23 protein-coding genes are annotated in these 20,364 nt (G+C 63.6%); 12 read left to right on the top strand and 11 right to left on the bottom strand.

The genetic code is table 11. The features are described 5' to 3' along the window. The first annotated feature begins 27 nt into the window (after nt 1–27). Both DXK50_RS20990 and nudC read left to right on the top strand, forming a co-directional pair. The gene (locus tag DXK50_RS20990) at nt 28–1,707 is read left to right on the top strand and encodes a ferrous iron transporter B (protein ID WP_161865439.1); all 1,680 of its coding nucleotides are present in this window, start codon (nt 28–30) and stop codon (nt 1,705–1,707) included. Continuing rightward, a complete protein-coding gene (gene nudC / locus DXK50_RS20985; protein ID WP_161865440.1) occupies nt 1,707–2,531 on the top strand; it encodes an NAD(+) diphosphatase in 825 nt (274 codons plus the stop codon). The genes DXK50_RS20990 and nudC overlap by 1 nt, the downstream gene beginning before the upstream one ends. 93 nt (nt 2,532–2,624) lie before the next feature. Here nudC and DXK50_RS20980 read toward each other — a convergent pair whose 3' ends face one another. Next, the gene (locus DXK50_RS20980; RefSeq protein WP_212631626.1) at nt 2,625–3,404 is read right to left on the bottom strand and encodes a TSUP family transporter; all 780 of its coding nucleotides are present in this window, start codon (nt 3,402–3,404) and stop codon (nt 2,625–2,627) included. A gap of 102 nt (nt 3,405–3,506) precedes the next feature. Between DXK50_RS20980 and DXK50_RS20975 the strand changes: the two genes are divergently transcribed. After that, nucleotides 3,507–4,154 (top strand): hypothetical protein, encoded by a 648-nt coding sequence (locus tag DXK50_RS20975; RefSeq protein WP_161865442.1) that lies wholly within the window; start codon nt 3,507–3,509, stop codon nt 4,152–4,154. 196 nt (nt 4,155–4,350) lie between these two features. On the opposite strand, the gene DXK50_RS20970 is transcribed toward DXK50_RS20975, so the two are convergent. The 4 genes from DXK50_RS20970 to DXK50_RS20955 all read right to left on the bottom strand — a co-directional run bounded on the left by DXK50_RS20970 (nt 4,351) and on the right by DXK50_RS20955 (nt 7,515). Continuing rightward, a complete protein-coding gene (locus DXK50_RS20970) occupies nt 4,351–5,118 on the bottom strand; it encodes an SDR family oxidoreductase (protein WP_212631625.1) in 768 nt (255 codons plus the stop codon). A gap of 16 nt (nt 5,119–5,134) precedes the next feature. Further along, nucleotides 5,135–6,202, bottom strand: a complete 1,068-nt coding sequence (locus tag DXK50_RS20965; protein ID WP_212631624.1) for a phosphotransferase family protein — start codon at nt 6,200–6,202, stop codon at nt 5,135–5,137. 245 nt (nt 6,203–6,447) lie between these two features. Further along, complete coding sequence (locus tag DXK50_RS20960) at nt 6,448–6,759, bottom strand: SCP2 sterol-binding domain-containing protein (protein ID WP_003459932.1); 312 nt, start codon at nt 6,757–6,759, stop codon at nt 6,448–6,450. A 57-nt stretch (nt 6,760–6,816) separates the two neighbouring features. Next, nucleotides 6,817–7,515, bottom strand: a complete 699-nt coding sequence (locus DXK50_RS20955) for a histidine phosphatase family protein (protein WP_212631623.1) — start codon at nt 7,513–7,515, stop codon at nt 6,817–6,819. A gap of 199 nt (nt 7,516–7,714) precedes the next feature. Between DXK50_RS20955 and sohB the strand changes: the two genes are divergently transcribed. Next, complete coding sequence (gene sohB / locus DXK50_RS20950; RefSeq protein ID WP_212631622.1) at nt 7,715–8,734, top strand: protease SohB; 1,020 nt, start codon at nt 7,715–7,717, stop codon at nt 8,732–8,734. A gap of 69 nt (nt 8,735–8,803) precedes the next feature. Then, the gene (locus DXK50_RS20945) at nt 8,804–9,793 is read left to right on the top strand and encodes a YhdH/YhfP family quinone oxidoreductase (protein ID WP_212631621.1); all 990 of its coding nucleotides are present in this window, start codon (nt 8,804–8,806) and stop codon (nt 9,791–9,793) included. A gap of 58 nt (nt 9,794–9,851) precedes the next feature. On the opposite strand, the gene DXK50_RS20940 is transcribed toward DXK50_RS20945, so the two are convergent. Beyond that, nucleotides 9,852–10,619, bottom strand: a complete 768-nt coding sequence (locus tag DXK50_RS20940; RefSeq protein ID WP_212631620.1) for a DODA-type extradiol aromatic ring-opening family dioxygenase — start codon at nt 10,617–10,619, stop codon at nt 9,852–9,854. Nucleotides 10,620–10,724: 105 nt separating this feature from the next. Here DXK50_RS20940 and DXK50_RS20935 point away from each other — a divergent pair, with 105 nt between their 5' ends. Continuing rightward, nucleotides 10,725–11,381 (top strand): thiopurine S-methyltransferase, encoded by a 657-nt coding sequence (locus DXK50_RS20935; RefSeq protein WP_212631619.1) that lies wholly within the window; start codon nt 10,725–10,727, stop codon nt 11,379–11,381. 61 nt (nt 11,382–11,442) lie between these two features. Here the strand turns inward: DXK50_RS20935 and htpX are convergent, their stop codons facing one another. The 3 genes from htpX to DXK50_RS20920 all read right to left on the bottom strand — a co-directional run bounded on the left by htpX (nt 11,443) and on the right by DXK50_RS20920 (nt 14,074). Continuing rightward, the gene (gene htpX, locus DXK50_RS20930; protein ID WP_212631618.1) at nt 11,443–12,315 is read right to left on the bottom strand and encodes a protease HtpX; all 873 of its coding nucleotides are present in this window, start codon (nt 12,313–12,315) and stop codon (nt 11,443–11,445) included. 88 nt (nt 12,316–12,403) lie between these two features. Further along, on the bottom strand, nt 12,404–12,856 hold the full coding sequence (locus tag DXK50_RS20925; protein ID WP_024308032.1) for a hypothetical protein: 453 nt from the start codon (nt 12,854–12,856) through the stop codon (nt 12,404–12,406). A 6-nt stretch (nt 12,857–12,862) separates the two neighbouring features. Beyond that, entirely contained in the window at nt 12,863–14,074 is a 1,212-nt protein-coding gene (locus DXK50_RS20920) for a pyridoxal phosphate-dependent aminotransferase (RefSeq protein WP_212631617.1), read from the bottom strand. A gap of 288 nt (nt 14,075–14,362) precedes the next feature. Here DXK50_RS20920 and msrB point away from each other — a divergent pair, with 288 nt between their 5' ends. Then, entirely contained in the window at nt 14,363–14,758 is a 396-nt protein-coding gene (gene msrB, locus DXK50_RS20915; protein ID WP_003240879.1) for a peptide-methionine (R)-S-oxide reductase MsrB, read from the top strand. A 44-nt stretch (nt 14,759–14,802) separates the two neighbouring features. Here msrB and DXK50_RS20910 read toward each other — a convergent pair whose 3' ends face one another. Beyond that, complete coding sequence (locus DXK50_RS20910) at nt 14,803–14,982, bottom strand: PA1571 family protein (protein WP_161865452.1); 180 nt, start codon at nt 14,980–14,982, stop codon at nt 14,803–14,805. Between the two features lie 147 nt (nt 14,983–15,129). On the opposite strand from DXK50_RS20910, the gene DXK50_RS20905 reads away from it, so the two are divergent. From DXK50_RS20905 to DXK50_RS20885, 5 genes are read left to right on the top strand one after another with little or no spacing between them, the layout of a single operon-like run. Continuing rightward, nucleotides 15,130–16,245 (top strand): ATP-NAD kinase family protein, encoded by a 1,116-nt coding sequence (locus DXK50_RS20905; RefSeq protein WP_212631616.1) that lies wholly within the window; start codon nt 15,130–15,132, stop codon nt 16,243–16,245. Between the two features lie 9 nt (nt 16,246–16,254). Further along, nucleotides 16,255–16,845, top strand: coding sequence for a DUF1287 domain-containing protein (locus tag DXK50_RS20900; protein ID WP_212631615.1), 591 nt, complete (start codon nt 16,255–16,257; stop codon nt 16,843–16,845). After that, complete coding sequence (locus tag DXK50_RS20895) at nt 16,842–17,276, top strand: thiol-disulfide oxidoreductase DCC family protein (protein ID WP_212631614.1); 435 nt, start codon at nt 16,842–16,844, stop codon at nt 17,274–17,276. The genes DXK50_RS20900 and DXK50_RS20895 overlap by 4 nt, the downstream gene beginning before the upstream one ends. After that, entirely contained in the window at nt 17,269–17,676 is a 408-nt protein-coding gene (locus DXK50_RS20890) for a DoxX-like family protein (RefSeq protein WP_212631613.1), read from the top strand. Before DXK50_RS20895 ends, DXK50_RS20890 begins: the two co-directional genes overlap by 8 nt. An 8-nt stretch (nt 17,677–17,684) precedes the next feature. Continuing rightward, entirely contained in the window at nt 17,685–19,442 is a 1,758-nt protein-coding gene (locus DXK50_RS20885) for an ABC transporter transmembrane domain-containing protein (RefSeq protein ID WP_212631612.1), read from the top strand. Here the strand turns inward: DXK50_RS20885 and rhtA are convergent. Then, on the bottom strand, nt 19,439–20,290 hold the full coding sequence (gene rhtA, locus DXK50_RS20880; RefSeq protein WP_212631611.1) for a threonine/homoserine exporter RhtA: 852 nt from the start codon (nt 20,288–20,290) through the stop codon (nt 19,439–19,441). The genes DXK50_RS20885 and rhtA overlap by 4 nt on opposite strands. Nucleotides 20,291–20,364: the final 74 nt, after the last annotated feature.

Raw genomic sequence — 20,364 nt, 5'->3', positions numbered from 1 at the left:
GCTGATGTTCGTTGCGAGGCCTAGAGCATGGTAAGTGGAGCTACATCGCTGAACCTGGTGCGCGACGAGCTGTTCGTCACCATGGAGGAAGCCGAGCAGAGCCTGGAGCACTTCATCGCCGAGCGGCATAACGGCAGCCTGCTGCAACAGGCGGTGGAAAGCCTTCATCAGGTACGCGGTACGCTCAACCTGATCGAGCTGGCCGGCGCCGAGCTGCTGGCCCAGGAGGTACTCGACCAGGCGACCGATATCCCGGCCGGTGCTGGCGAGGAACGCGATGTGCAGCTGGGCGCGCTGAGCAATGCGCTGCATGTGCTGCGCCGCTATCTGGAGAACGTCGACGCCCATCGCCAGGAAATGCCCGAGCTGCTGCTGCCAGCCATCAACGATCTGCGTCAGGCCGGCGCGCAGCAGCCGTTGCCGGAAAGTTTCTTCTTCAGCGTGCGCCTGGATCATGCCCGGCCGCACAGCCCGACGCAGCCGCTCGACGGGGCTGCAAAGCTCGTCGAAGGCAAACGCCTTCGGCATATGTACCAAGTGGGTTTGCTCGGCTTCATCCGTGAGCAGAATCCGCAAGCCAGTCTCAAGCTGATGGCGCGCGCCATGGCGCGTCTGGACAGCCTCTTTGCCAACGAGGCGCGCGGCCGCATGTGCTGGATAGGCGCGGCCGCCATCGAAGCGCAGTGCGATGGCCAGCTGTTGCCACGCAAGGCGCGCAAGCAGCTGTTCTCGCGTCTGGATCGCGAACTCAAGCTGATGCTCGGCAATTCGCAGTACGAAGCGCCACGCAGCCTGCTCAAGGAGTTGCTGTACCTGGTCGCGCTGGCCGACAGTCACGGGCCGCTGGCCACTGCCATCCGTGACGTGTTCGGCCTGACGCCGCTGCCGTTCACCGACCACCTGCTCGAAGAGGAATACCAGCGTCTGGCGGGGCCGGGTCAGGCGGTGATGCGCTCGCTGTCCACGGCGATCCGCGAAGAGCTGGCCAGCGTCAAGGACATGCTCGATCTGCTCGAGCGCGGCACCTTGCAGGGTGAAACCCTGGGTACCCTGCATGCGCTGCTGGGCAAGTTGGCCAAGACCCTGGGCATGGTTGGTCTGAACTCTGCGGGCAATTCGCTGAGCGCGCAGTTGCCGCAGGTCGTTGCCTGGAGCGAAGACGTGCCACCGCAGCCGGAACAATTGCACAAGCTGGCCGATGCGGTGCTCTATGTCGAAGGCATGGTCGCCAGTCTGGAGCGAGGCGAAGGTCGCGATTCGCGGCCGTCAGCCGTCGAGCCTGGCAATGAAGCCGACTCCTTCGCCAGCCACCAGCTCAACGAAGCCCGTATCGTCGTGGTCGATGAGGCGCAGGCCGGTCTTGCTCTGGCCAAGCGTGCCATCACGGCTTATCTGGAATCGGGGGGCGACAAAATGCACCTGTCCAACGTGCCGTTCAGTCTGCAGGCGGTACGTGGCGGTCTGTGGTTCCTCGAACAGCGCCGCGCCGCGACGCTGGTTGGCGCCTGCGCCGATTACATCCAGACGCGCATGCTGGAATCCGGGCAGATGCCCTCGGAGCAGATGCTGGAAACCCTGGCCGATGCCCTCAGCAGCCTGGAGTACTACCTGGAAGCGGGTGCGGTGATGCGTCCGGAAACCCGCCCCAGCGTGCTCGACCTGGCGGAAGAGAGTGTCAAGGCGCTGGGTATGCCGGTGGCGGCTTGATGGTCTGGCGCAACAGCTTTCTCGATCCGCTCCAGCCTGGCGGCTGGGCACTGCTTTACAGCCAGCAGCATTTTCTGGCCGACAGCAATGGCGTGTTGTTCCCGCGTGACTGGATCAAGCGCCAGGATTTGCCGATCATCGGTGAGCAGGGCATCGGTCATTTCGGTGAGGACGCCGTTTACCTTCTGCAGCTAAAGCCCTCGGCCACGCTGGAGGGCTGCACCTGGCAAAGCCTGCGTCAGTTCATGCTGCAGGGCGAGGCGGAGACCTTCCGTATGCTCGCCTACGCCGCGCAGATCGGTACCTGGTTTGCCGAGCATCGTTTCTGTGGCAGCTGTGGCGCGCCGACGCGTCAGCTTCCCGGTGAGCGGGCGATGCGTTGCGACAGCTGCGAGTCGCAACACTATCCACGTATTTCACCGAGCATGATCGTGCTGGTCACGCGTGGCGAGGAGATCCTCCTGGCCCGTTCGCCGCGCTTCGTCACGGGCGTTTACAGCACCCTGGCCGGCTTCGTCGAGCCGGGAGAGTCGGTGGAGCATTGCGTGGCGCGCGAGGTACGCGAGGAAGTCGGCCTCGAGGTGAAGAACCTGCATTACATCGGTAGCCAGGGTTGGCCGTTCCCGCATTCGCTGATGCTTGGCTTTCATGCCGAATATGCCGGTGGCGATATCGTCATGCAGGAAGACGAAATCGAGGACGCACGTTGGTTTCGCGTCGATGACCTGCCGCCCCTGCCGGCATCGCGCTCCATCGCCCGCCATCTGATCGACCTCTACGTCGCGCGCCGTCTTGGTCTGCCCGAGCCGACGCTGGCGGTGTAAAGCCCCTTGTCTAGGAGCGGCTTCAGCCGCGAATCTCACCGAGCGTTTCGCGGCTGAAGCCGCTCCTACAGGATCTCGGATCGTTCGCCGGATTCAGCCAAACCAGTGCTGCCAGACCAGGCGTGCGGTCAGTGCCAGCACCACCGTGATGAACACCGGACGGATGAATTTCGAGCCGCCCCTGATTGCGGTGCGCGCGCCAAGAAAGGCGCCGACCATCAGCGCCGCACCCATGCTCAGACCGAGCACCCAGGCCACCTGGCCGAAAGCGATGAACACCGCCAGCGCCGCGGCGTTGCTGACGAAGTTCATGGTGCGCGCCACGCCGCTGGCGCGCACCAGATCGAGCGGATACATCAGCAGGCTGCTGACTGTCCAGAATGCGCCCGTGCCGGGGCCTGCCACGCCATCGTAGAGCCCTAGCCCCAGGCCTTGCGGCCACTGCCGGCCACGGGCAATCGGCAGGTCGTGCTCGGCTGGCGCTTCCGGCATGCGGCCGAACAGCAGATAGATGCCGCAGGCGAAGACGATCACCGGCAGCATCTGGTTGAGCCAGGCGGCCGGCATCCAGTGGGCGATGACTGCACCGAGCAAGGCGCCGGCCAGGGTCGCCAGCAACGCGTTGCGCCATTGGCCGGGGTTGAACAGCTTGCGCCGGTAGAAGGTCAGGGCGGCGGTACCCGAACCGAAGGTGGCGCACAGCTTGTTGGTGCCCAGCACCAGGTGCGGCGGCAGACCGGCAGTAAGCAGGGCAGGGATGGTCAGCAGACCGCCACCGCCGGCGATGGCGTCGATGAATCCTGCGGCGAAGGCAACCAGGGCGAGAATGGCTAAGGTACTGGGATCGATGGCGAGCTCGAGAGCGAAAGGCATATCAAAGTGTCGACTTGTGGGCGAATGCGCAGCCTGCTGGCTGTTCGTCGTGGAGAGAGCTGCGCATAATGCCGGGATTTCGTCAGAGAAGGAACGCAATCGATGCAATACGACGGGTTGGCCTGGGCCGTGGCGCTGTTGGCCGTATTGGCGCTGCTGGTGGCATTGCGCATTCTGCTCAATACGGGCTGGTTCCTCGGTTGGTTGCGCGGCACCTGTGGTCTGGCGTTTCTGGCTCTGGCCGGGTTGGTCGGCCTGGTCGCTTATGACCTGTATGCCTACGAGCCTCTGCAGGCCGGCAAGCCACTGGTGACGCTGAGCTTCAAGGCCGACGGTCCGCAGCGTTATCAGGTGACGCTTCTTGAAGGCAGCCGTGAGCGCACGGTTACGCTCGAGGGCGACATGTGGCAGCTCGATGGCCGTTTGATCCGCTGGAAGGGCCTGGCCGAACTGATTGGTCTCGAGCCGGGTTACCGACTGGAGCGCCTTTCCGGCCGCTTTCTCGCCATCGAGCAGCAGGCGCTGGCGCAGCATGGCCGTGTGCAATTGGCCGAAAGCCCCTATGGTGTCGACCTGTGGCGCTGGCTGCGCCTGAATCAGCGTGACCTGCTGCTGTTCGACCCGCAGGCGCTACGCGTGACCTACCTGCCGATCGCCGCCGACGCGGTGTACAGCGTCAGCCTCACACCAACCGGGTTGCTGGCCGAGCCGATGAACCCGGCGGCTGAAGCAGCGCTGAAACATTGGTAGCGGCCATCTGATGACTCTTCCCACTTGTGGGAAACGACTCGTGGATGCCGGAGATAGAGCGATGCAGGATACCAAAGCCGAGGATGCCCGAAGGGCGGGAGAGGGTACGCCCCTAAGGTTGGCTACGCCGTAGGACCCGCTCTACAAATGCAAAAAAGGCACCTGCAAGGTGCCTTTTTCGTCCAGGCGTCTGGCCTCAGGAGAGGAAGCCGCCGTCGACGTTCAGCGCCACGCCAGTGGTGTAGCTGGAGGCTTCGCTGGCCAGGTAGAGCACTGCGCCGGCCATCTCGCTCGGATCGGCCACGCGCTTGAGCGGGATGCGCTGCAGGGCGTGCTTGAGGATGGCGTCGTTCTTGGTCAGCGCCGAGGCGAACTTGGTGTCGGTCAGGCCCGGCAGCAGGGCATTGCAGCGAATGCCGAACTGCGCGCATTCCTTGGCGAACACCTTGGTCATGCTGATCACCGCGGCCTTGGTCACCGAGTAGATGCCCTGAAACTCGCCGGGGGATACGCCATTGATCGAGGCGACGTTGATGATCGAGCCGCCGCCGTTTTCCTTCATCAGCTTGCCGCCTTCGATGGACATGAAGTAGTAGCCGCGGATATTCACGTCCACGGTTTTCTGGAAGGCGCCCAGGTCGGTGTCCAGCACGTTGCAGAACTGCGGGTTGGTGGCGGCGTTGTTGACCAGGATGTCGAGGCGACCGAACTGTTCGCGGATCTGTGCGAAGACATTGGTGATCTGTTCCATCTCGCCGATGTGGCAGGCGATGGCGGTGGCCTTGCCACCCTCGGCAGTGATGGCATCGGCCACGGCCTGGCAGCCGTCGATCTTGCGGCTGGAGACGATCACGTGTGCGCCCTGCTGGGCCAGCAGCTTGGCGATGGCCTCGCCGATGCCGCGGCTGGCGCCGGAGACGAAGGCGATCTTGCCGTCGAGGTCGAACAGTTGGGTCTTGGACATTGTGATTACCCCGGGGTTAGAGAGTGGATTTGCCGATAACCTGCAGGCACATCTGCTCCAGCAGCTTGTTCATGTGAATGAACTGGGCGAAGCGCTTGTCCTGGGTCTGGCCGTGGTAGAAGCGGTAGTAGATCTGCTGGACGATGCCGGCCAGGCGGAACAGGCCATAGGTGTAGTAGAAGTCGAAGCTCTTGATCTCGATGCCGGCTTTTTCGGCGTAGTAGTCGACGAACTGCTGGCGGGTGAGCATGCCCGGCGCGTTGCTCGGCTGGCGACGCATCAGTTGTACCGGCGCCGGATCGCCGGCTTCGATCCAGTAGGCCAGGGTGTTGCCCAGGTCCATCAGCGGATCGCCGATGGTGGTCATCTCCCAGTCGAGCACGCCGATGATCTGCATCGGGTTGTTCGGATCGAGGATCACGTTGTCGAAGCGGTAGTCGTTGTGCACGATCCCCGGCTTGTGGTGGTCGGCCGGCATCTTGTCGTTCAGCCAGGCCTTGACCGGCTCCCAGGTCGGTGCGTCCGGCGTCAGAGCCTTCTCGTAGCGGTCGCTCCAGCCCCTGATCTGGCGCTCGACATAACCCTCGGGCTTGCCCAGATCGCCAAGGCCGCAGGCGTTGTAGTCGACGCTGTGCAGCTCCACCAGCTTGTCGATGAAGCTCTTGCACAGCGCGGTGGTCTGCTCGGCGCTGAAGTTCAGCTCGGCCGGCATGTCCGAACGCAGGATGATGCCCTTGACCCGCTCCATGACGTAGAACTCGGCGCCTATCACCGACTCGTCGGTGCAGTGCACATAGGCCTTGGGGCAGTAGGGGAAGCCGGCATTGAGCTGGTTGAGGATGCGGTACTCGCGGCCCATGTCGTGGGCGGACTTGGCCTTGTGGCCGAACGGCGGGCGACGCAGCACGAACTCCTGCTGCGGGTATTCGATCAGGTAGGTCAGGTTGGACGCGCCACCGGGGAACTGGCTGATCTTCGCTTCGCCGCTGAGGCCAGGGATATTCGCTTTGAGGTAGGCATCGATGACGGCGGCGTCGAGCTCTTCGCCCGAGCGGATACGGGTGGATTGGTCAGTGAGCGCCATGCTTATCCCTTCTAATTATGATGGGTGCCCTAGATAATTGGCTAATCTAATGCTGCACCCAGGCTGTCACAAGCAATACGCGCCGTTATAGGCGGGCGTGTTGCACCTCGATCAAACTGCCTGATCAGTCACCTTCTACCTGCGCCGTGCCGTACGCGAAACGGCAACAGGCCGCAGGAATGGCGGGCAATAAAAAACCGGAGTGCCAGGACTCCGGTTTTCGTGTCTTGCGATCAGTACACCGATCAGACCGGGAACAGTTCGCCCAGCTTCATCGCCAGCATCATGTCGCCTTCGGCGCGCAGCTTGCCGGCCATGAAGGCCTGCATGCCGTCAGTTTCGCCGCTGACGATGCCTTTGAGGGTTTCGCTGTCCATGATCAGGGTCACGTTGGCGTTCGGGTTGTCGCCTTGCTCGAGGGCGCAGGTGCCGTCCTTGACGATCAGCGCGTAGTTCTCGCCATCTTCGATGTTGAACTGGAACACCAGGTCCAGGCCTGCAGCGGCGCTGGCGTTGAACTTGGATTGCATGGTTTGGGCGATGTCAGCAACACTCATGGTCTTATCCTTTTTTCGGTTTTTTCGCGCAGCCTCGCGGCCGCATTGGGCTGGAGCTCATCGGTAGGTGATGAGCTCCGGCGCCTTCAGCAGCTGTAAATGCACATGGCTGTTGAAGGAAGCCAGACTCACCTCGCTGCCGCGGAACTTTAGCTGGCTGAGCGAGGTATTGACGATTTGCCAATTCAGTTCGAAGGCCTTTGCCGAAGGCACGCCGGTGATCAGGCGGAGCAGGGCGGTGATGGTGCCGCCGGAAGTGAACACGGCGATATTCTGTTTGCTGCCTGCCTGCTCGAGGATGCGCCGCAGGCCGCCTTCGACCTGCTCGACATAGGCTTGCCAGCTTTGCAGGCCGGGCTTGTCATGTTCGCCGGATATCCAGCGATGGATCAGCTTGGCGAACAGGCGCTGGAACTCGGCTCGGTTTTGCGCGCCATTGCGCAGGATGTGCAGCGCTTCGGGTTCTTCCGGCAGCATATCCGGCAGCAGGGTACGTATTACCGCGTCGGCATCGAATTCGTTGAAGGCTTCGTCGATATCCAGCGCAGGTGCGTTGCTCATGCGTTGCAGCGCGGCGTTGGCGGTGTGCTGCTGGCGGCGCAGGCTGCCGCTGACGCAGCGATCGAGGACGATGCCTAGCTGTTCGAGGTGTTCGCCCAACACTTCGGCCTGGCGCACCCCGACGGGAGACAGGACATCGTAGTCGTCTGCACCGAATGAGGCCTGGCCATGTCGAATCAGATAGATGCTGCCCACGTCCGTCTCGATCTCGGCACGTTGAATGTCTCGCGAGGTTATGAGGAAGCTCGGAGGCTGTCAACGAAAAAACATACGCTTGTTTGAATTGCTCGTATGGTCGTTCTGCAGCGCTGACGCGCTTGGCCGGCGAGGCGCTGCGCCGGTATGCTTGAGCCTTTGAGCGCGCAAGCGCCGCTGTATTGCCCAAGGGGGATCCGTGGAGTTTCTTAGCGAGTACGCCAGCTTTCTGGCGAAAACCCTGACCCTGGTGGTCGCCATCGTCGTGGTGCTGGTGGCCGTCGCAGCTACCCGTGGCCGCGGTCGGCGTACAGGTGGTCAGTTGCAGGTACAGAAGCTCAATGACTTCTACAAGGACCTGCGTGAGCGCCTGGAGCAGAGCGTGCTGTCCAAGGACCAGCTCAAGGCCACGCGCAAGGCAGAGGCCAAGGCCGCCAAGCAGGACAAGAAAGCCGCGCCGAGCAAGCCGCGCGTGTTCGTGCTGGACTTCGACGGCGACATCAAGGCTTCGGCCACCGACAACCTGCGCCATGAAGTGACTGCGCTGCTGTCCATGGCCAAGGCCGAAGATGAAGTGGTGCTGCGCCTGGAAAGCGGCGGCGGCATGGTGCACAGCTACGGTCTGGCGTCCTCGCAGTTGGTGCGCATCCGCGATGCCGGCATTCCGCTGACCGTGTGCGTGGACAAGGTGGCCGCCAGCGGCGGATACATGATGGCCTGCATCGGTCAGAAGATTCTCAGTGCGCCATTCGCCATTCTCGGCTCCATCGGTGTGGTGGCGCAGTTGCCCAACGTGCATCGTTTGCTCAAGAAGCACGAAATCGACTTCGAAGTGCTGACAGCCGGTGAATACAAGCGCACCCTGACCGTGTTCGGTGAGAACACCGAAAAGGGCCGGGAGAAATTCCAGGAAGACCTGGAAACCACTCACGAGCTGTTCAAGGGCTTCGTCGCCCGATACCGCCCGCAGCTGGATATCGACGCCATTGCCACTGGCGAGGTCTGGCTGGGCATGGCCGCGCAGGAGCGGCTGTTGGTGGACGAGCTCAAAACCAGCGACCAGTACCTGGCCGAACGCGCCGCCGAAGCTGAACTGTTCCACCTGCATTTCGCTCAGAAAAAGAGCCTGCAGGAACGCGTCGGGCTGGCCGCGAGCATGGCGCTGGATCGTTTCGTGCTGACCTGGTTGAGTCGGCTCAACCAACAGCGCTTCTGGTAACGCTTCGTTCAGGATGGGCTGCGCAACCGGCTCGCGTCGCCCAGCGAACCACGACAAGAGGAGAGGGTGATGACCGAGTTCAAGGCCTTGCTGGTCAGTGAAGGCACCGACGGCAGCTTCCAGCGTGAAGTCGTCCAGCGCAACGTCGAGCAACTGCCGCACGGCGAACTGCTGATCCGGGTGCGCTATTCCTCGCTGAACTACAAGGATGCGCTGTCCGCCAGCGGCAATCGCGGGGTGACCAAGGCCTATCCGCATACGCCTGGTATCGACGCGGCAGGTGTGGTCGAGGCCTCCAGCGTGTCCGAGTTCGCTGTTGGCGATGAGGTCATCGTCACCGGCTATGACCTGGGTATGAACACGGCCGGCGGCTTCGGCCAGTACATTCGCGTGCCGGCCGCCTGGGCGATCAAGCGCCCGCAAGGCCTGCCGCTGCGCGAGGCGATGGTCCTCGGCACTGCCGGCCTGACCGCCGCACTGTGCGTGGACAAGCTGGAGCAGGCGGGCGTCACCCCCGAGGCAGGAACCGTTTTGGTCACCGGCGCCACTGGCGGTGTCGGCAGCATTGCCGTGGTGCTGCTCAAGCAGCTGGGCTATCGCGTCGCCGCCGCCACCGGCAAGGCCGAACAGGCTGAGTTCCTGCGCGGCCTGGGTGCTGACGAAATCGTCAGCCGTGAAGAGCTGCAGCAGGGCAGCGAGCGACCGATGCTCAAGGAGCGTTGGGCGGCTGCGGTGGATACGGTGGGTGGCGACATTCTGTTCAACGTGGTCAAGTCGCTGCGCCATAGCGGCAGCGTGGCGTGCTGCGGGCTGACCGCTGGCGTCGGCTTCCAGGCCAGCGTGCTGCCGTTCATCCTGCGCGGGGTCAATCTCCTGGGTGTGGATTCGGTTGAGCTGCCGCTGGTGGTCAAGGCCTCGATGTGGGACAAGCTGTCGCTGCAGTGGAAAATCGATCTCACCGCGCTGTGCCGGGAGGTCGGGCTGGAGGAACTGCCCGAGGCCATCGAGCGCATCCTGGCCGGCGCGATGGTCGGCCGGATTCTGGTTCGGCTCGATTGAAGCGGTAAACGAGGCCCGTCGATGACGGGCCTCGTCATTTCAGGGCGGTATCCAGCATTTAGCCGAAACGATAGATGTCCATACCCAGCGCGCCGTAGGTGAAACCGCTGTGTGCGACAGAAAACACGCCACCCGCGCCACGAGCAAAGAATAGCGGCAGCAGATGCTCTTCACTGGGGTGATTGCGTGCGGCGTTCGGCGCCAGGCGGCGATACTGATGCAAGGTCTCCAGATCATCCGCCTCGAGCTTTTCTACCACCCAGTCGCGAAACGCCTTGGCCCAGGGGGTGATGGCGTCGGGGCCGGCGCGCCAGTCCAGTTCGCCCAGATTATGCGTGATGCTGCCTGAACCTATCAGCAGGATGCCTTGTTCACGCAAGCTGGCCAGAGCCCGGCCCACGCGGGTTTGCATTTCAGGGCCCTGGTGGCTGGGCAGCGACAACTGCAGCATGGGAACGTCGGCGTGCGGATACATCAACGACAACGGCGCCCAGGCACCATGGTCGAAAGGGCGCTGTGCGTCGAGCTCGGCTGACAAGCCTGCATCGTTCAAGCGCTGGGCAATCTCTTTGGCCAGTTCTGGCGCGCCCGGGGCAGGGTACTGCAACGCATAGAGCCGGGCCGGAAAACCACTGAAGTCGTGCCACGTCCGTGGTCGCTCGCCTGCTGTCAGCAGTAGATGTTGGCTTTCCCAGTGCGCCGACACGACCACGAGGGCCTTGGGTCTTGGCAGTTCGGTAGCCAGTTGAGTCAGGGCCGGACCACTGGCGCCCGGCTCCAAGGCCAGCATGGGCGAACCATGGGAAATGAACAGTGAGGGCAGCATGGCGATCAACTCCTGAAGTAGGATGACGCCATCTTCCTTGCTGAATCTATCGACATCCAGCATAAATACTTGGCCATTCCTATCGATTTCATGGAGGTTTTAGCGATGCATGAGGCGTTCTGGCAGGACAGATGGGCGCGCAGCCAAATCGGTTTTCATCAGGAAAAGGTCAACGGCTATCTGCGTCGCCACTGGTCCGCGCTCGGGCTGGCGAGCGGCTCGGCGGTGCTGGTGCCGCTGTGTGGCAAGAGCCTCGATCTGGCGTGGCTGGCGGAGCAGGGGCACAGAGTGATCGGCGTCGAACTGGCCGAGCGCGCCGTTCAGGATTTCTTTACCGAGCGTGACGTGCAGCCCCAGGTATCGCAACGCGGTGCATTCAAGGTCTATCAGGCGGGTGCGTTGCAGATTCTTTGTGGCGATTTTTTCGCCCTGAGCCGCGAAGACGTCGCTGGCTGCCAGGCCTTCTATGACCGTGCTGCGCTGATCGCCCTGCCGCCGGAAATGCGCGAACGTTATGTCGCGCATCTGCAGGCGATACTGCCGAGCACCTGTCAGGGGCTTCTGGTGACGCTGGTCTACGACCAGCGGCGCATGGACGGTCCGCCATTCTCGGTGGAGGACGCCGAAGTGGAAGGGCATTTCGCTGCCGGCTGGATGCTGCGCGTGGTCGAGGAAAAGGACGTGCTGGCGGGTAATCCGCGTTTCGCCGACAGCGGCCTTGCCGCGGTGGACGAGCGAGTTTTTCACCTGACGCGCCGCTAGCGGAAGCGGCGCAATGAAAAAGGCGACCCGAGGGTCGCCTTTTTCGTGTGTTGACGCTGGATCAGCCCAGGCGTCGCAGCGCCTCGATACGGTCTTCCAGCGGCGGGTGGGTCATCAGCAGGCCGGCCAGGCCGTTTTTCAGGCCGCCATTGATACCGAAGGCTGTCAGGCTGTCGGGCATCTGTACCGGCACGCCCTGTTCGGCACGCAGGCGCTGCAGCGCGGCGATCATCGCACCGGTGCCTGCCAGGCGGGCGCCGGCTTCGTCGGCCTTGAACTCACGTTTACGCGAGAACCACATGACGATGATGCTGGCCAGGATGCCCAGTACCAGTTCGGCGAAGATGGTCGCGATGAAGTAACCGATACCGTGGCCGTCTTCGTTCTTGAAGATCGCCTTGTCGACGAAGTTGCCGAAGATGCGCGCGAAGAACATCACGAAGGTATTCACCACGCCCTGGATCAGCGCCAGGGTGACCATGTCGCCGTTGGCCACGTGGCCGATCTCGTGGGCCAGTACCGCGCGCACTTCATCCGGCGAGAAGCGCTCGAGCAGGCCCTGGCTGACGGCCACCAATGCGTCGTTCTTGTTCCAGCCGGTGGCGAAGGCATTGGACTCGTAGGCCGGGAAGATGCCCACTTCCGGCATCTTGATACCGGCCTCGCGCGACAGCTCCTCGACGGTCTGCAGCAGCCATTGTTCATGGCGGGTACGCGGCTGGGTGATGATCTGGGTGCCGGTGCTCATCTTTGCCATCCACTTGGAGATGAACAGCGACACCAGCGAGCCGGCAAAACCGAACACGGCGCAGAAAATCAGCAGGCTGCCATGGTTCTGGCCGGTGAAGCGATCGACCCCCAGCAGTTTGAGGGTGATGCTGGCGATGACCAGCACCGCCAGGTTGGTGGCCAGGAACAACATAATGCGCATCATGGTGTGAACGGACTCCTCACGGGAAAGACGTACGAGTAATGCCGGCTATATAAGGGCGCCCCCCTGGGGCTTTCAACCGTCGACTATTTCAAACTATGTCGTTTGGCTGCGCCGTCTGGCTTTCGAACAGTAGACGGGTCAGGCGGGCGATGCGTTCCCCGTGCTGGCGGGCCAGCGCCTCGCGCAACTGGAAGGCCAGAGTAGCGTGTACGCGACGTACGCTGGGAGGCAATGGTTCGCCATCGGGGAGCACGTGCGGCACGCTGCGTGACAGGCGCAGAAAACCCTTTTCGCTGAGCACGGCCTGGTCCAGCGCGTCATAGGCGATGGTCGATTCGAAGCGCAGATAGCCTTCCTCGGCCAGCCACAGCAGCGCACCCAGGCAGGCCTGGTGGCGCTTGCTGGGCAGGCCGAATTCGTCAGGCTCCTCGCGGCCGATCAGGTCTTCCACGTACAGCGCCATCTTGCGCGGGAAGGCCTGGTACAGCATCAGCAGGCCGCTGGCCGCATCCTTGTAGAAGTCGTCGATCTGCAGGTCCATGTCAGCTTACTGGCTGTAACCTTTGAGGAAGTTGCCGATACGGCCGATGGCCTGCTCCAGGTCGTCGACGCGGGGTAGGGTGACCACGCGGAAGTGGTCTGGCCACGGCCAGTTGAAGGCGGTGCCCTGGACGATCAGCAATTTCTCCGACAGCAGCAGGTCGAGGACGAACTTCTCGTCGTTGTGGATCGGGCAAACCTTCGGGTCGATTTTCGGGAAGGCGTACAGCGCGCCCATGGGCTTGACGCAGCTGACCCCGGGGATGTCGTTGAGCAGTTCCCAGGCGCGGTTGCGCTGCTCCAGCAGGCGGCCGTTGGGCAGTACCAGGTCGTTGATGCTCTGGTAGCCGCCCAGCGCGGTCTGGATCGCATGCTGGCTCGGCACGTTGGCGCACAGGCGCATGTTGGCGAGGATGTCCAAGCCTTCGATGTAGCTCTGCGCCTTGTGCTTGGGCCCGGAAATGGCCACCCAGCCGGAACGGAAGCCGGCCACGCGGTAGCTCTTGGACAGGCCGTTGAAGGTCAGGCAGAGCACGTCCGGCGCCAGCGAGGCGGTGCTGATGTGCACGGCTTCGTCGTAGAGGATTTTGTCGTAGATCTCGTCGGAGAAGATCACCAGGTTGTGCTGGCGCGCCAGTTCGACGATGTCCTGCAGCACTTCCTTGGAATACACCGCCCCGGTGGGGTTGTTCGGGTTGATCAGCACCAGCGCCTTGGTGTTCGGCGTGATCTTGGCGCGCATGTCGGCGATGTCGGGGAACCAGCCGGCCTGCTCGTCGCACAGGTAGTGCACCGGCTTGCCGCCGGACAGCGCCACGGCAGCGGTCCACAGCGGATAGTCGGGCGCCGGGATGAGCACCTCGTCACCGTTGTTGAGCAGCGCCTGCATGGCCATGACGATCAGTTCGGACACGCCGTTGCCGAGGTAGATGTCCTCGATGGTGACGCCTTCGACCTGCTTCTGCTGGTAGTACTGCATCACCGCCTTGCGCGCGCTGAACAGGCCCTTGGAGTCGCTGTAGCCCTGCGCGGTGGGCAGGTTGCGGATGACGTCCTGAAGGATCTCTTCAGGGGCCTCGAAACCGAACGGCGCCGGATTGCCGATGTTCAACTTGAGGATGCGGTGGCCTTCCTCTTCCAGACGCTTGGCGTGCTTGAGCACCGGCCCGCGAATGTCGTAGCAGACGTTGGCGAGCTTGTTCGATTTGCTGACCTGCATGTAAGGAATCCCGAGCTAAGGAAAACCCACCGAAGCACGCTGCAAAATTCTCCCGGCGGGGAATCTTGGCAGCCCGCTGCGTGGGTGACAGACTGGGGTCGAATCATACGTGGCGACCTGGGCGCGGCAAAGGTGCCAGCCCTGCTTTTTTCTGGCCTACCACGCGCCGCACACTCATGTCGCGGCCCGGAAACTTCTCAACCGAGGCTTCCGCGGTCGAATCCCTCATGGGAGTGCTGGCGTCACGCGCGAACCCGTGCTGCCCATTACCGAGGAGGAAACCCGCTCGTGGATAAAGTCGACAAGTCGTTGGACACCTGGCGTGAAGAGCTGACCGACGAGCAGTTCCATGTCTGTCGTCTGGGAGGAACGGAGCGCCCCTTCACCGGTGCCTACCACGACAGCAAGACGCCCGGCATCTACCACTGCGCCTGCTGTGGCGAAGCCCTGTTCGATTCGGACGCCAAGTACGATTCCGGCAGCGGCTGGCCAAGCTATTTCCAGCCGATCAACGACGAGGTGATCGCCAGCCTCGACGATTACAGCCATGGCATGCATCGCATCGAGGTCAAATGCGCCAAGTGCGATGCTCATCTGGGGCACGTATTTCCGGATGGCCCGCGCCCGACCGGGCTGCGTTACTGCATCAATTCACTGTCGCTGAAACTGGTGCCGCGCGATTGATTACGGCGGCGCGCCAGGCACCTTGCGAGCCTGGCGCCCGAGGTTCAGCCCTGCTGGTGCGCGCTCTGGCGGCTTTCTTCCAGGGCGTTGCAGGCTTGCTGGATCATGTCTTCGGTAATGGGCACTTCGCGGCCCTGGCCATCGATGATAAAACCGCCCACCGGCATCTGCGAATGCTTGACCGGGGTGTTGGGGCATTGGGCGACATTGTCTTGCAAACTCATGGCCTGTCTCCTCATCAGTGATGCGCGCCAGTCTAGGACTGTTAGATGAACGCGCGGTGACAACTGCGACGGCGGAACTCCGTCACAAAACACATTGCGAAAGTCGTATTGCAGGCTGCGTGCCAGCCTGTGTGAAACGAGGAATACATGGCGCGTTTTCGTATCGGTCTGATCATCAATCCACTGGCCGGGCTGGGTGGCCCGGCCGCGCTCAAGGGCAGCGACGGCATGGCCGAGCAGGCGTTGGCCCTGGGCGTCGAGGCAAAAGCCGCACAGCGCACACGCACTGCCCTGGAGCAGCTGCTGGCCCTGCGCGAGCGCATCGAATTCGTCAGCTACCCGGGGGCGATGGGTGGCGAGCTATTGGCGCAGATGGGCTTCGAGCATCGTTTGCTGGGGGAGTTGGGTAAGGGCGCGACCACCGCCGAAGATACCCGCCGCGCGGTGCGGCAGCTTCAGGACGCCGGCGTGGCGCTGATTCTGTTCGCCGGCGGTGACGGTACTGCACGTGATGTCTGTGCGGTGGTGAACGCGTCGCAGCCTGTGCTGGGCATTCCGGCCGGGGTGAAGATTCAGTCCGGCGTCTATGCCATCAGCCCAAGGGCGGCGGGCGAGCTCACCGCTCGCCTGGTCGAGGGCGGCCTGGTGCGTCTGGCCAGCGGCGAGGTCCGCGATATCGACGAGGCTGCCCTGCGCGAAGGCCGCGTGACCGCGCGCTGGTACGGCGAGCTGTGCGTGCCGCAGGAGGGCGGTTATGTGCAGGCGGTCAAGCAGGGGGGGATGGAGTCCGAAGAGCTGGTGCTGGCCGATCTGGCCGCCTGGCTGGAGAGTGAATGGGAACCGGGTGTTCGCTATGTGTTCGGTCCCGGCTCGACGCTGCACGGCCTGGCGCAGAATCTGGGGCTGGAAACTACCTTGCTCGGTGTCGATGTGATCGAGGATGGCCAGGTGATCGCCCAAGACGTCAATGAAGCCCAGCTGTTCGCCCTGGTCGATGAGCACCCGGCTTATCTGTTGGTCACTGCAATCGGCGGTCAGGGGCATATCATCGGCCGCGGCAATCAGCAGATCAGCCCGCGAGTGCTGCGCGCCGTCGGCCTGGAGCGACTGCGCGTGGTCGCCACCAAGCGCAAGCTGGCGACGCTTGAGGGCCGGCCGCTGCTGGTCGATAGTGGCGAGGTGACGCTGGACGATGCCTTCCCCGATGCCGTGCGGGTCTGGGCAGGTTACAAGGAAGAGTTGCTCTACCCTCTGAGTCGATAGGAGATCGCAATGCGGATGCTGGTTGTACTGCTGGCCTGGGCGGTCGCCCTGGCTGCGCAGGCCATCGAGGCCGACAGGCTGGTGCTGGATGCGCGCAAGCAGGTCGGCGTGACCCTGAGCTATGACCCGGCCTACCGTCAGTTGAGCTATCCGGGCGGCGACGTGCCCATGGCCACCGGTGTGTGCACCGACGTGGTGATCCGCGCGCTGCGCCAGCAGGGGCTGGACCTGCAGGAGGCGGTGCATCGCGACATGCGCGGCAATTTTGCCCTCTACCCGAAAAACTGGGGGCTGAGCCGGCCGGACAGCAATATCGACCACCGTCGCGTGCCCAACCTGATGACCTGGTTCAAGCGTCAGGGCTGGTCGCTGCCGGTCAGTCAGGACCCTGCGGCTTACCTGGCTGGCGATATCGTCACCTGGGATCTGGGGCGCGGCCTGACTCATATCGGCATCGTCAGCGATCGTCAGGCGGCAAATGGTGCGCCGCTGATCCTGCACAACATCGGCCGCGGCACGCAGGAGGAAGATATCCTCTTCGCGTACCGCATCACTGGCCATTACCGCCCGCAGGCGCAACAGGCGAGTGCCCTGAGATGACGGAGCCATCGCTACCACCCGGCCTGTCGGCAGGCGAGCGCGTCGTGCTGTTCGACGGCGTCTGCAAGCTGTGCAACGGCTGGGCGAAGTTCCTTATCCGCCACGACCCCGCGCGGCAGTTTCGCCTGGCGTCCGTGCAGTCCGCCCAGGGCCAGGCGTTGCTGGCCTGGTACGGGCTGCCGACCGATCGTTTCGACACCATGGCCCTGATCGACGAGGCGGGGCTGCATGTGCGCTCCACAGCGCTGCTGCGTATTCTCTCGCGCTTGCCGCAACCCTGGCGTGCGCTGAGATTGCTGCGCCTGGTGCCCCGACCGCTGCGGGATTGGTGTTATGACCGCATTGCGCTGAATCGCTACCGCCTGTTCGGCCGGCATGCCGTCTGCCTGCTGCCCACGGCCGACCACGCCGGGCGCTTTCTGCATGACTGAACGGCGGCTGGCGCAGATCGCCTGGCTTGCGCGGCTGGCATTGGCGGCGGTATTCGTCTGGCATGGTCTGGCGCCGAAGATTCTCTGGCTGAGCCCTGACGAGGTGGCGATGATCGGTGCGCACGGCTTGCCCGATCACGCCTTGTTCGCGCCGGAGCTGATCGCTCGTATCGGAGGCATCGCCGAGGTATTGCTGGGCATCGCGCTGCTGACCATTCGCCGTCAGCGCTGGCCTTTGCTGGTGGCCGCTACCGTCCTGCTGGTGCTGCTGCTTGATGTTGCGCTGCTGAGCCCCCATCTGTTGATTCAGGCGTTCAATCCGCTGTCCACCAACCTGGCGGCGCTGGCTCTCTGCGCGGTGGCCTGGCTGGCCGAAGCGCCTGCTACCGCCGACTCCTGAGGCCCGTCATGACTTCTCTGCTTTCCTCCCGCCAGCGTGGTGCGATACGCCTGGCCTGGCGCTTTATCGCGCCTTATCGCGGCCGGGTGCTGGGTGCGCTGCTGGCCTTGCTGTTCACGGCGGCGATCACGCTGTCCATGGGGCAGGGCATCAAGCTGCTGGTGGATCAGGGCCTGGCCACGCAATCGCCGGCTGCACTGCGTCAGTCCCTGCTGTTGTTCTTCGTGCTGGTGCTGGCTTTGGCGTTTGGCACCTACACGCGCTTCTATCTGGTGTCGTGGATCGGCGAGCGGGTGGTGGCCGATATTCGCCGGCGGGTGTTCGATCACCTGATCGAGCTGCATCCCGGCTTCTACGAGAGCAATCGCAGCTCGGAGATCCAGTCACGGCTGACCGCCGATACGACGCTGCTGCAATCGGTGATCGGCTCGTCGCTGTCGATGGCGCTACGCAACCTGATCATGCTGATCGGCGGCAGCGTGTTGCTGGTGATCACCAACCCGAAACTCAGCGGTATCGTCCTGCTGGCTCTGCCGCTGGTGGTGGCACCAATCCTGCTGTTCGGCCGCCGTGTGCGCGCGCTGTCGCGGCAGAGCCAGGACCGCGTGGCCGACGTGGGCAGCTACGTCGGCGAGGTGCTGGGGCAGATCAAGACGGTGCAGGCCTACAACCACCAGAACGAGGACAAGCGACGCTTTGGCGAGTCCGCCGAGGCCGCTTTCGATGTCGCGCGTAAACGCATCGCTCAGCGTTCCTGGCTGATCACTGTAGTCATCGTGCTGGTGCTCGGGGCGGTGGGCGTCATGCTCTGGGTTGGCGGCATGGACGTGATCGCCGGACGCATTTCCGGCGGCGAGCTGGCGGCCTTCGTGTTCTACAGCCTGATCGTCGGCTCGTCCTTCGGCACCTTGAGCGAGGTGATCGGCGAGCTGCAGCGCGCGGCCGGAGCGGCGGAGCGTATTGGCGAACTGCTGCGCTCCAGCAATGCCATCGTCGCGCCGGAGCAGCCTCAGCATCTGCCGCAGCCGGTGCGTGGGCGTATCGAGTTGCAGGGCGTGCGTTTCGCCTATCCGTCGCGGCCCGGCAGCTACGCCATCGATGGCATCGCCCTGCAGGTGGCGGCTGGTGAAACGCTGGCGCTGGTCGGGCCGTCCGGAGCGGGCAAATCGACGCTGTTCGATCTGCTGCTGCGCTTTTTCGACCCGCAGGCCGGGCGCATCCTCATTGACGGTGTGCCGATCGATCAGCTCGATCCGCGCGAGCTGCGCGCCTGCTTCGCTCTGGTGTCGCAGAATCCGGCGCTGTTCTTCGGTTCGGTCGAGGACAATATTCGCTATGGCCGCCTCGATGCCACTCGGGCAGAGGTAGAAGCTGCCGCGCGGGCAGCGCATGCCCACGAGTTCATCGAGCGTCTGCCGCAGGGGTATCGGACCCACCTGGGTGAAGCCGGGCTCGGGCTGTCGGGCGGGCAGCGCCAGCGTCTGGCGATTGCCCGGGCATTGCTGGCCGATGCGCCGATCCTGCTGCTCGACGAGGCCACCAGCGCCCTGGATGCCGAGAGCGAACACCTGATCCAGCAGGCACTGCCGTCGCTGATGGCCGGGCGCACCACCCTGGTGATCGCCCATCGCCTGGCCACGGTGAAACAGGCGGACCGCATCGCCGTGGTCGAACAGGGGCGCCTGGCGGCCATTGGCAGCCATGCCGAGCTGATCGAAAGCAGTTCGCTTTATGCGCGCCTGGCGGAGCTGCAGTTCGGCAACTAGCGCTTGGGTCTGATGGTGGCGGCTGCGCCGGCCGAGGCGACGATGATCGCGCCGACGGCCAGCCACTGGCCCCAGAGCAGCTTCTCGCCGAGAAAAGCCAGGCCGCACATGGCCGCGATTGCCGGCTCCAGGCTCATCAGAACGCTGAAGGTGCGCGCTGGCAGGCGCGTCAGAGCCACCATCTCCAGGCTGTAGGGCAGGGCTGAGGACAGCACTGCGACGCCTAAGGCAATGGGCAGCAGGTCGAGGCTGAGCAGATCGCTGCCTGCGTGCCAGGCGCCGATGGGCAGCACCAGCAACGCGGCGACCCAGGTGCCCAGCGCGACAGTATGGCGGCCATGCTGGGCGCCGGCTTTCTGCCCGAAGATGATGTATAGTGCCCAGCAAACGCCTGCGCCAAGGGCCAGAGCCGCGCCGAGTGGATCGATGGCGCTCTGCGTGGCGCCAGTTGGCAGGAGCATCCACAGGCCGATGACGGCCAGGATCACCCAGACGAAATCCAGCAGGCGGCGCGAGGAAAACAGCGCCAGGGCCAGCGGGCCAGTGAATTCCAGTGCTACGGCGATACCCAGCGGGATGCTCTGCAATGACATGTAGAACAGCAGATTCATGCCGCCCAGCGCCAGGCCGTAGGCAAGCAATGAATGGCACTTGCGCAGGTCCAGCCTGGCGCGCCAGGGCTGCATCACCAGCGACAGAATGATTGCCCCTAGCACCAGGCGCAGGGTGGTCGTGCCTTCGGCGCCGACTATCGGGAACAGGTTCTTGGCCAGCGACGCGCCGCTCTGGATCGAAACCATGGCCACCACGAGCAGCGCGATGGGGGCGAGAAGGGCGGAGCGGGGCATGGGCTGGTGTCCTGATGGTGATCAAAGAAAAAACCGGCCGCTGGGGCCGGTTCTTGAAACGCTTTGCGGCTGCC

The organism is Pseudomonas sp. KB-10, from assembly GCF_018221585.1.
In the GTDB taxonomy this organism is placed as follows: Bacteria; Pseudomonadota; Gammaproteobacteria; order Pseudomonadales; family Pseudomonadaceae; genus Aquipseudomonas; species Aquipseudomonas yangonensis.
The sequence above is the reverse complement of the archived record's forward strand: the minus strand, read 5'-3'. Positions and strand labels throughout refer to the sequence as shown.

What these genes read in the sequence shown, in the direction of transcription:
- DXK50_RS20990 (WP_161865439.1), top strand. Translation starts at nt 28, where the DNA reads ATGGTAAGTGGAGCTACATCGCTGAACCTGGTGCGCGACGAGCTGTTC.
- nudC (WP_161865440.1), top strand. Translation starts at nt 1,707, where the DNA reads ATGGTCTGGCGCAACAGCTTTCTCGATCCGCTCCAGCCTGGCGGCTGG.
- DXK50_RS20980 (WP_212631626.1), bottom strand. Translation starts at nt 3,404, where the DNA reads ATGCCTTTCGCTCTCGAGCTCGCCATCGATCCCAGTACCTTAGCCATT.
- DXK50_RS20975 (WP_161865442.1), top strand. Translation starts at nt 3,507, where the DNA reads ATGCAATACGACGGGTTGGCCTGGGCCGTGGCGCTGTTGGCCGTATTG.
- DXK50_RS20970 (WP_212631625.1), bottom strand. Translation starts at nt 5,118, where the DNA reads ATGTCCAAGACCCAACTGTTCGACCTCGACGGCAAGATCGCCTTCGTC.
- DXK50_RS20965 (WP_212631624.1), bottom strand. Translation starts at nt 6,202, where the DNA reads ATGGCGCTCACTGACCAATCCACCCGTATCCGCTCGGGCGAAGAGCTC.
- DXK50_RS20960 (WP_003459932.1), bottom strand. Translation starts at nt 6,759, where the DNA reads ATGAGTGTTGCTGACATCGCCCAAACCATGCAATCCAAGTTCAACGCC.
- DXK50_RS20945 (WP_212631621.1), top strand. Translation starts at nt 8,804, where the DNA reads ATGACCGAGTTCAAGGCCTTGCTGGTCAGTGAAGGCACCGACGGCAGC.
- DXK50_RS20940 (WP_212631620.1), bottom strand. Translation starts at nt 10,619, where the DNA reads ATGCTGCCCTCACTGTTCATTTCCCATGGTTCGCCCATGCTGGCCTTG.
- DXK50_RS20935 (WP_212631619.1), top strand. Translation starts at nt 10,725, where the DNA reads ATGCATGAGGCGTTCTGGCAGGACAGATGGGCGCGCAGCCAAATCGGT.
- htpX (WP_212631618.1), bottom strand. Translation starts at nt 12,315, where the DNA reads ATGATGCGCATTATGTTGTTCCTGGCCACCAACCTGGCGGTGCTGGTC.
- DXK50_RS20925 (WP_024308032.1), bottom strand. Translation starts at nt 12,856, where the DNA reads ATGGACCTGCAGATCGACGACTTCTACAAGGATGCGGCCAGCGGCCTG.
- DXK50_RS20920 (WP_212631617.1), bottom strand. Translation starts at nt 14,074, where the DNA reads ATGCAGGTCAGCAAATCGAACAAGCTCGCCAACGTCTGCTACGACATT.
- DXK50_RS20910 (WP_161865452.1), bottom strand. Translation starts at nt 14,982, where the DNA reads ATGAGTTTGCAAGACAATGTCGCCCAATGCCCCAACACCCCGGTCAAG.
- DXK50_RS20905 (WP_212631616.1), top strand. Translation starts at nt 15,130, where the DNA reads ATGGCGCGTTTTCGTATCGGTCTGATCATCAATCCACTGGCCGGGCTG.
- DXK50_RS20900 (WP_212631615.1), top strand. Translation starts at nt 16,255, where the DNA reads ATGCGGATGCTGGTTGTACTGCTGGCCTGGGCGGTCGCCCTGGCTGCG.
- DXK50_RS20895 (WP_212631614.1), top strand. Translation starts at nt 16,842, where the DNA reads ATGACGGAGCCATCGCTACCACCCGGCCTGTCGGCAGGCGAGCGCGTC.
- DXK50_RS20890 (WP_212631613.1), top strand. Translation starts at nt 17,269, where the DNA reads ATGACTGAACGGCGGCTGGCGCAGATCGCCTGGCTTGCGCGGCTGGCA.
- DXK50_RS20885 (WP_212631612.1), top strand. Translation starts at nt 17,685, where the DNA reads ATGACTTCTCTGCTTTCCTCCCGCCAGCGTGGTGCGATACGCCTGGCC.
- rhtA (WP_212631611.1), bottom strand. Translation starts at nt 20,290, where the DNA reads ATGCCCCGCTCCGCCCTTCTCGCCCCCATCGCGCTGCTCGTGGTGGCC.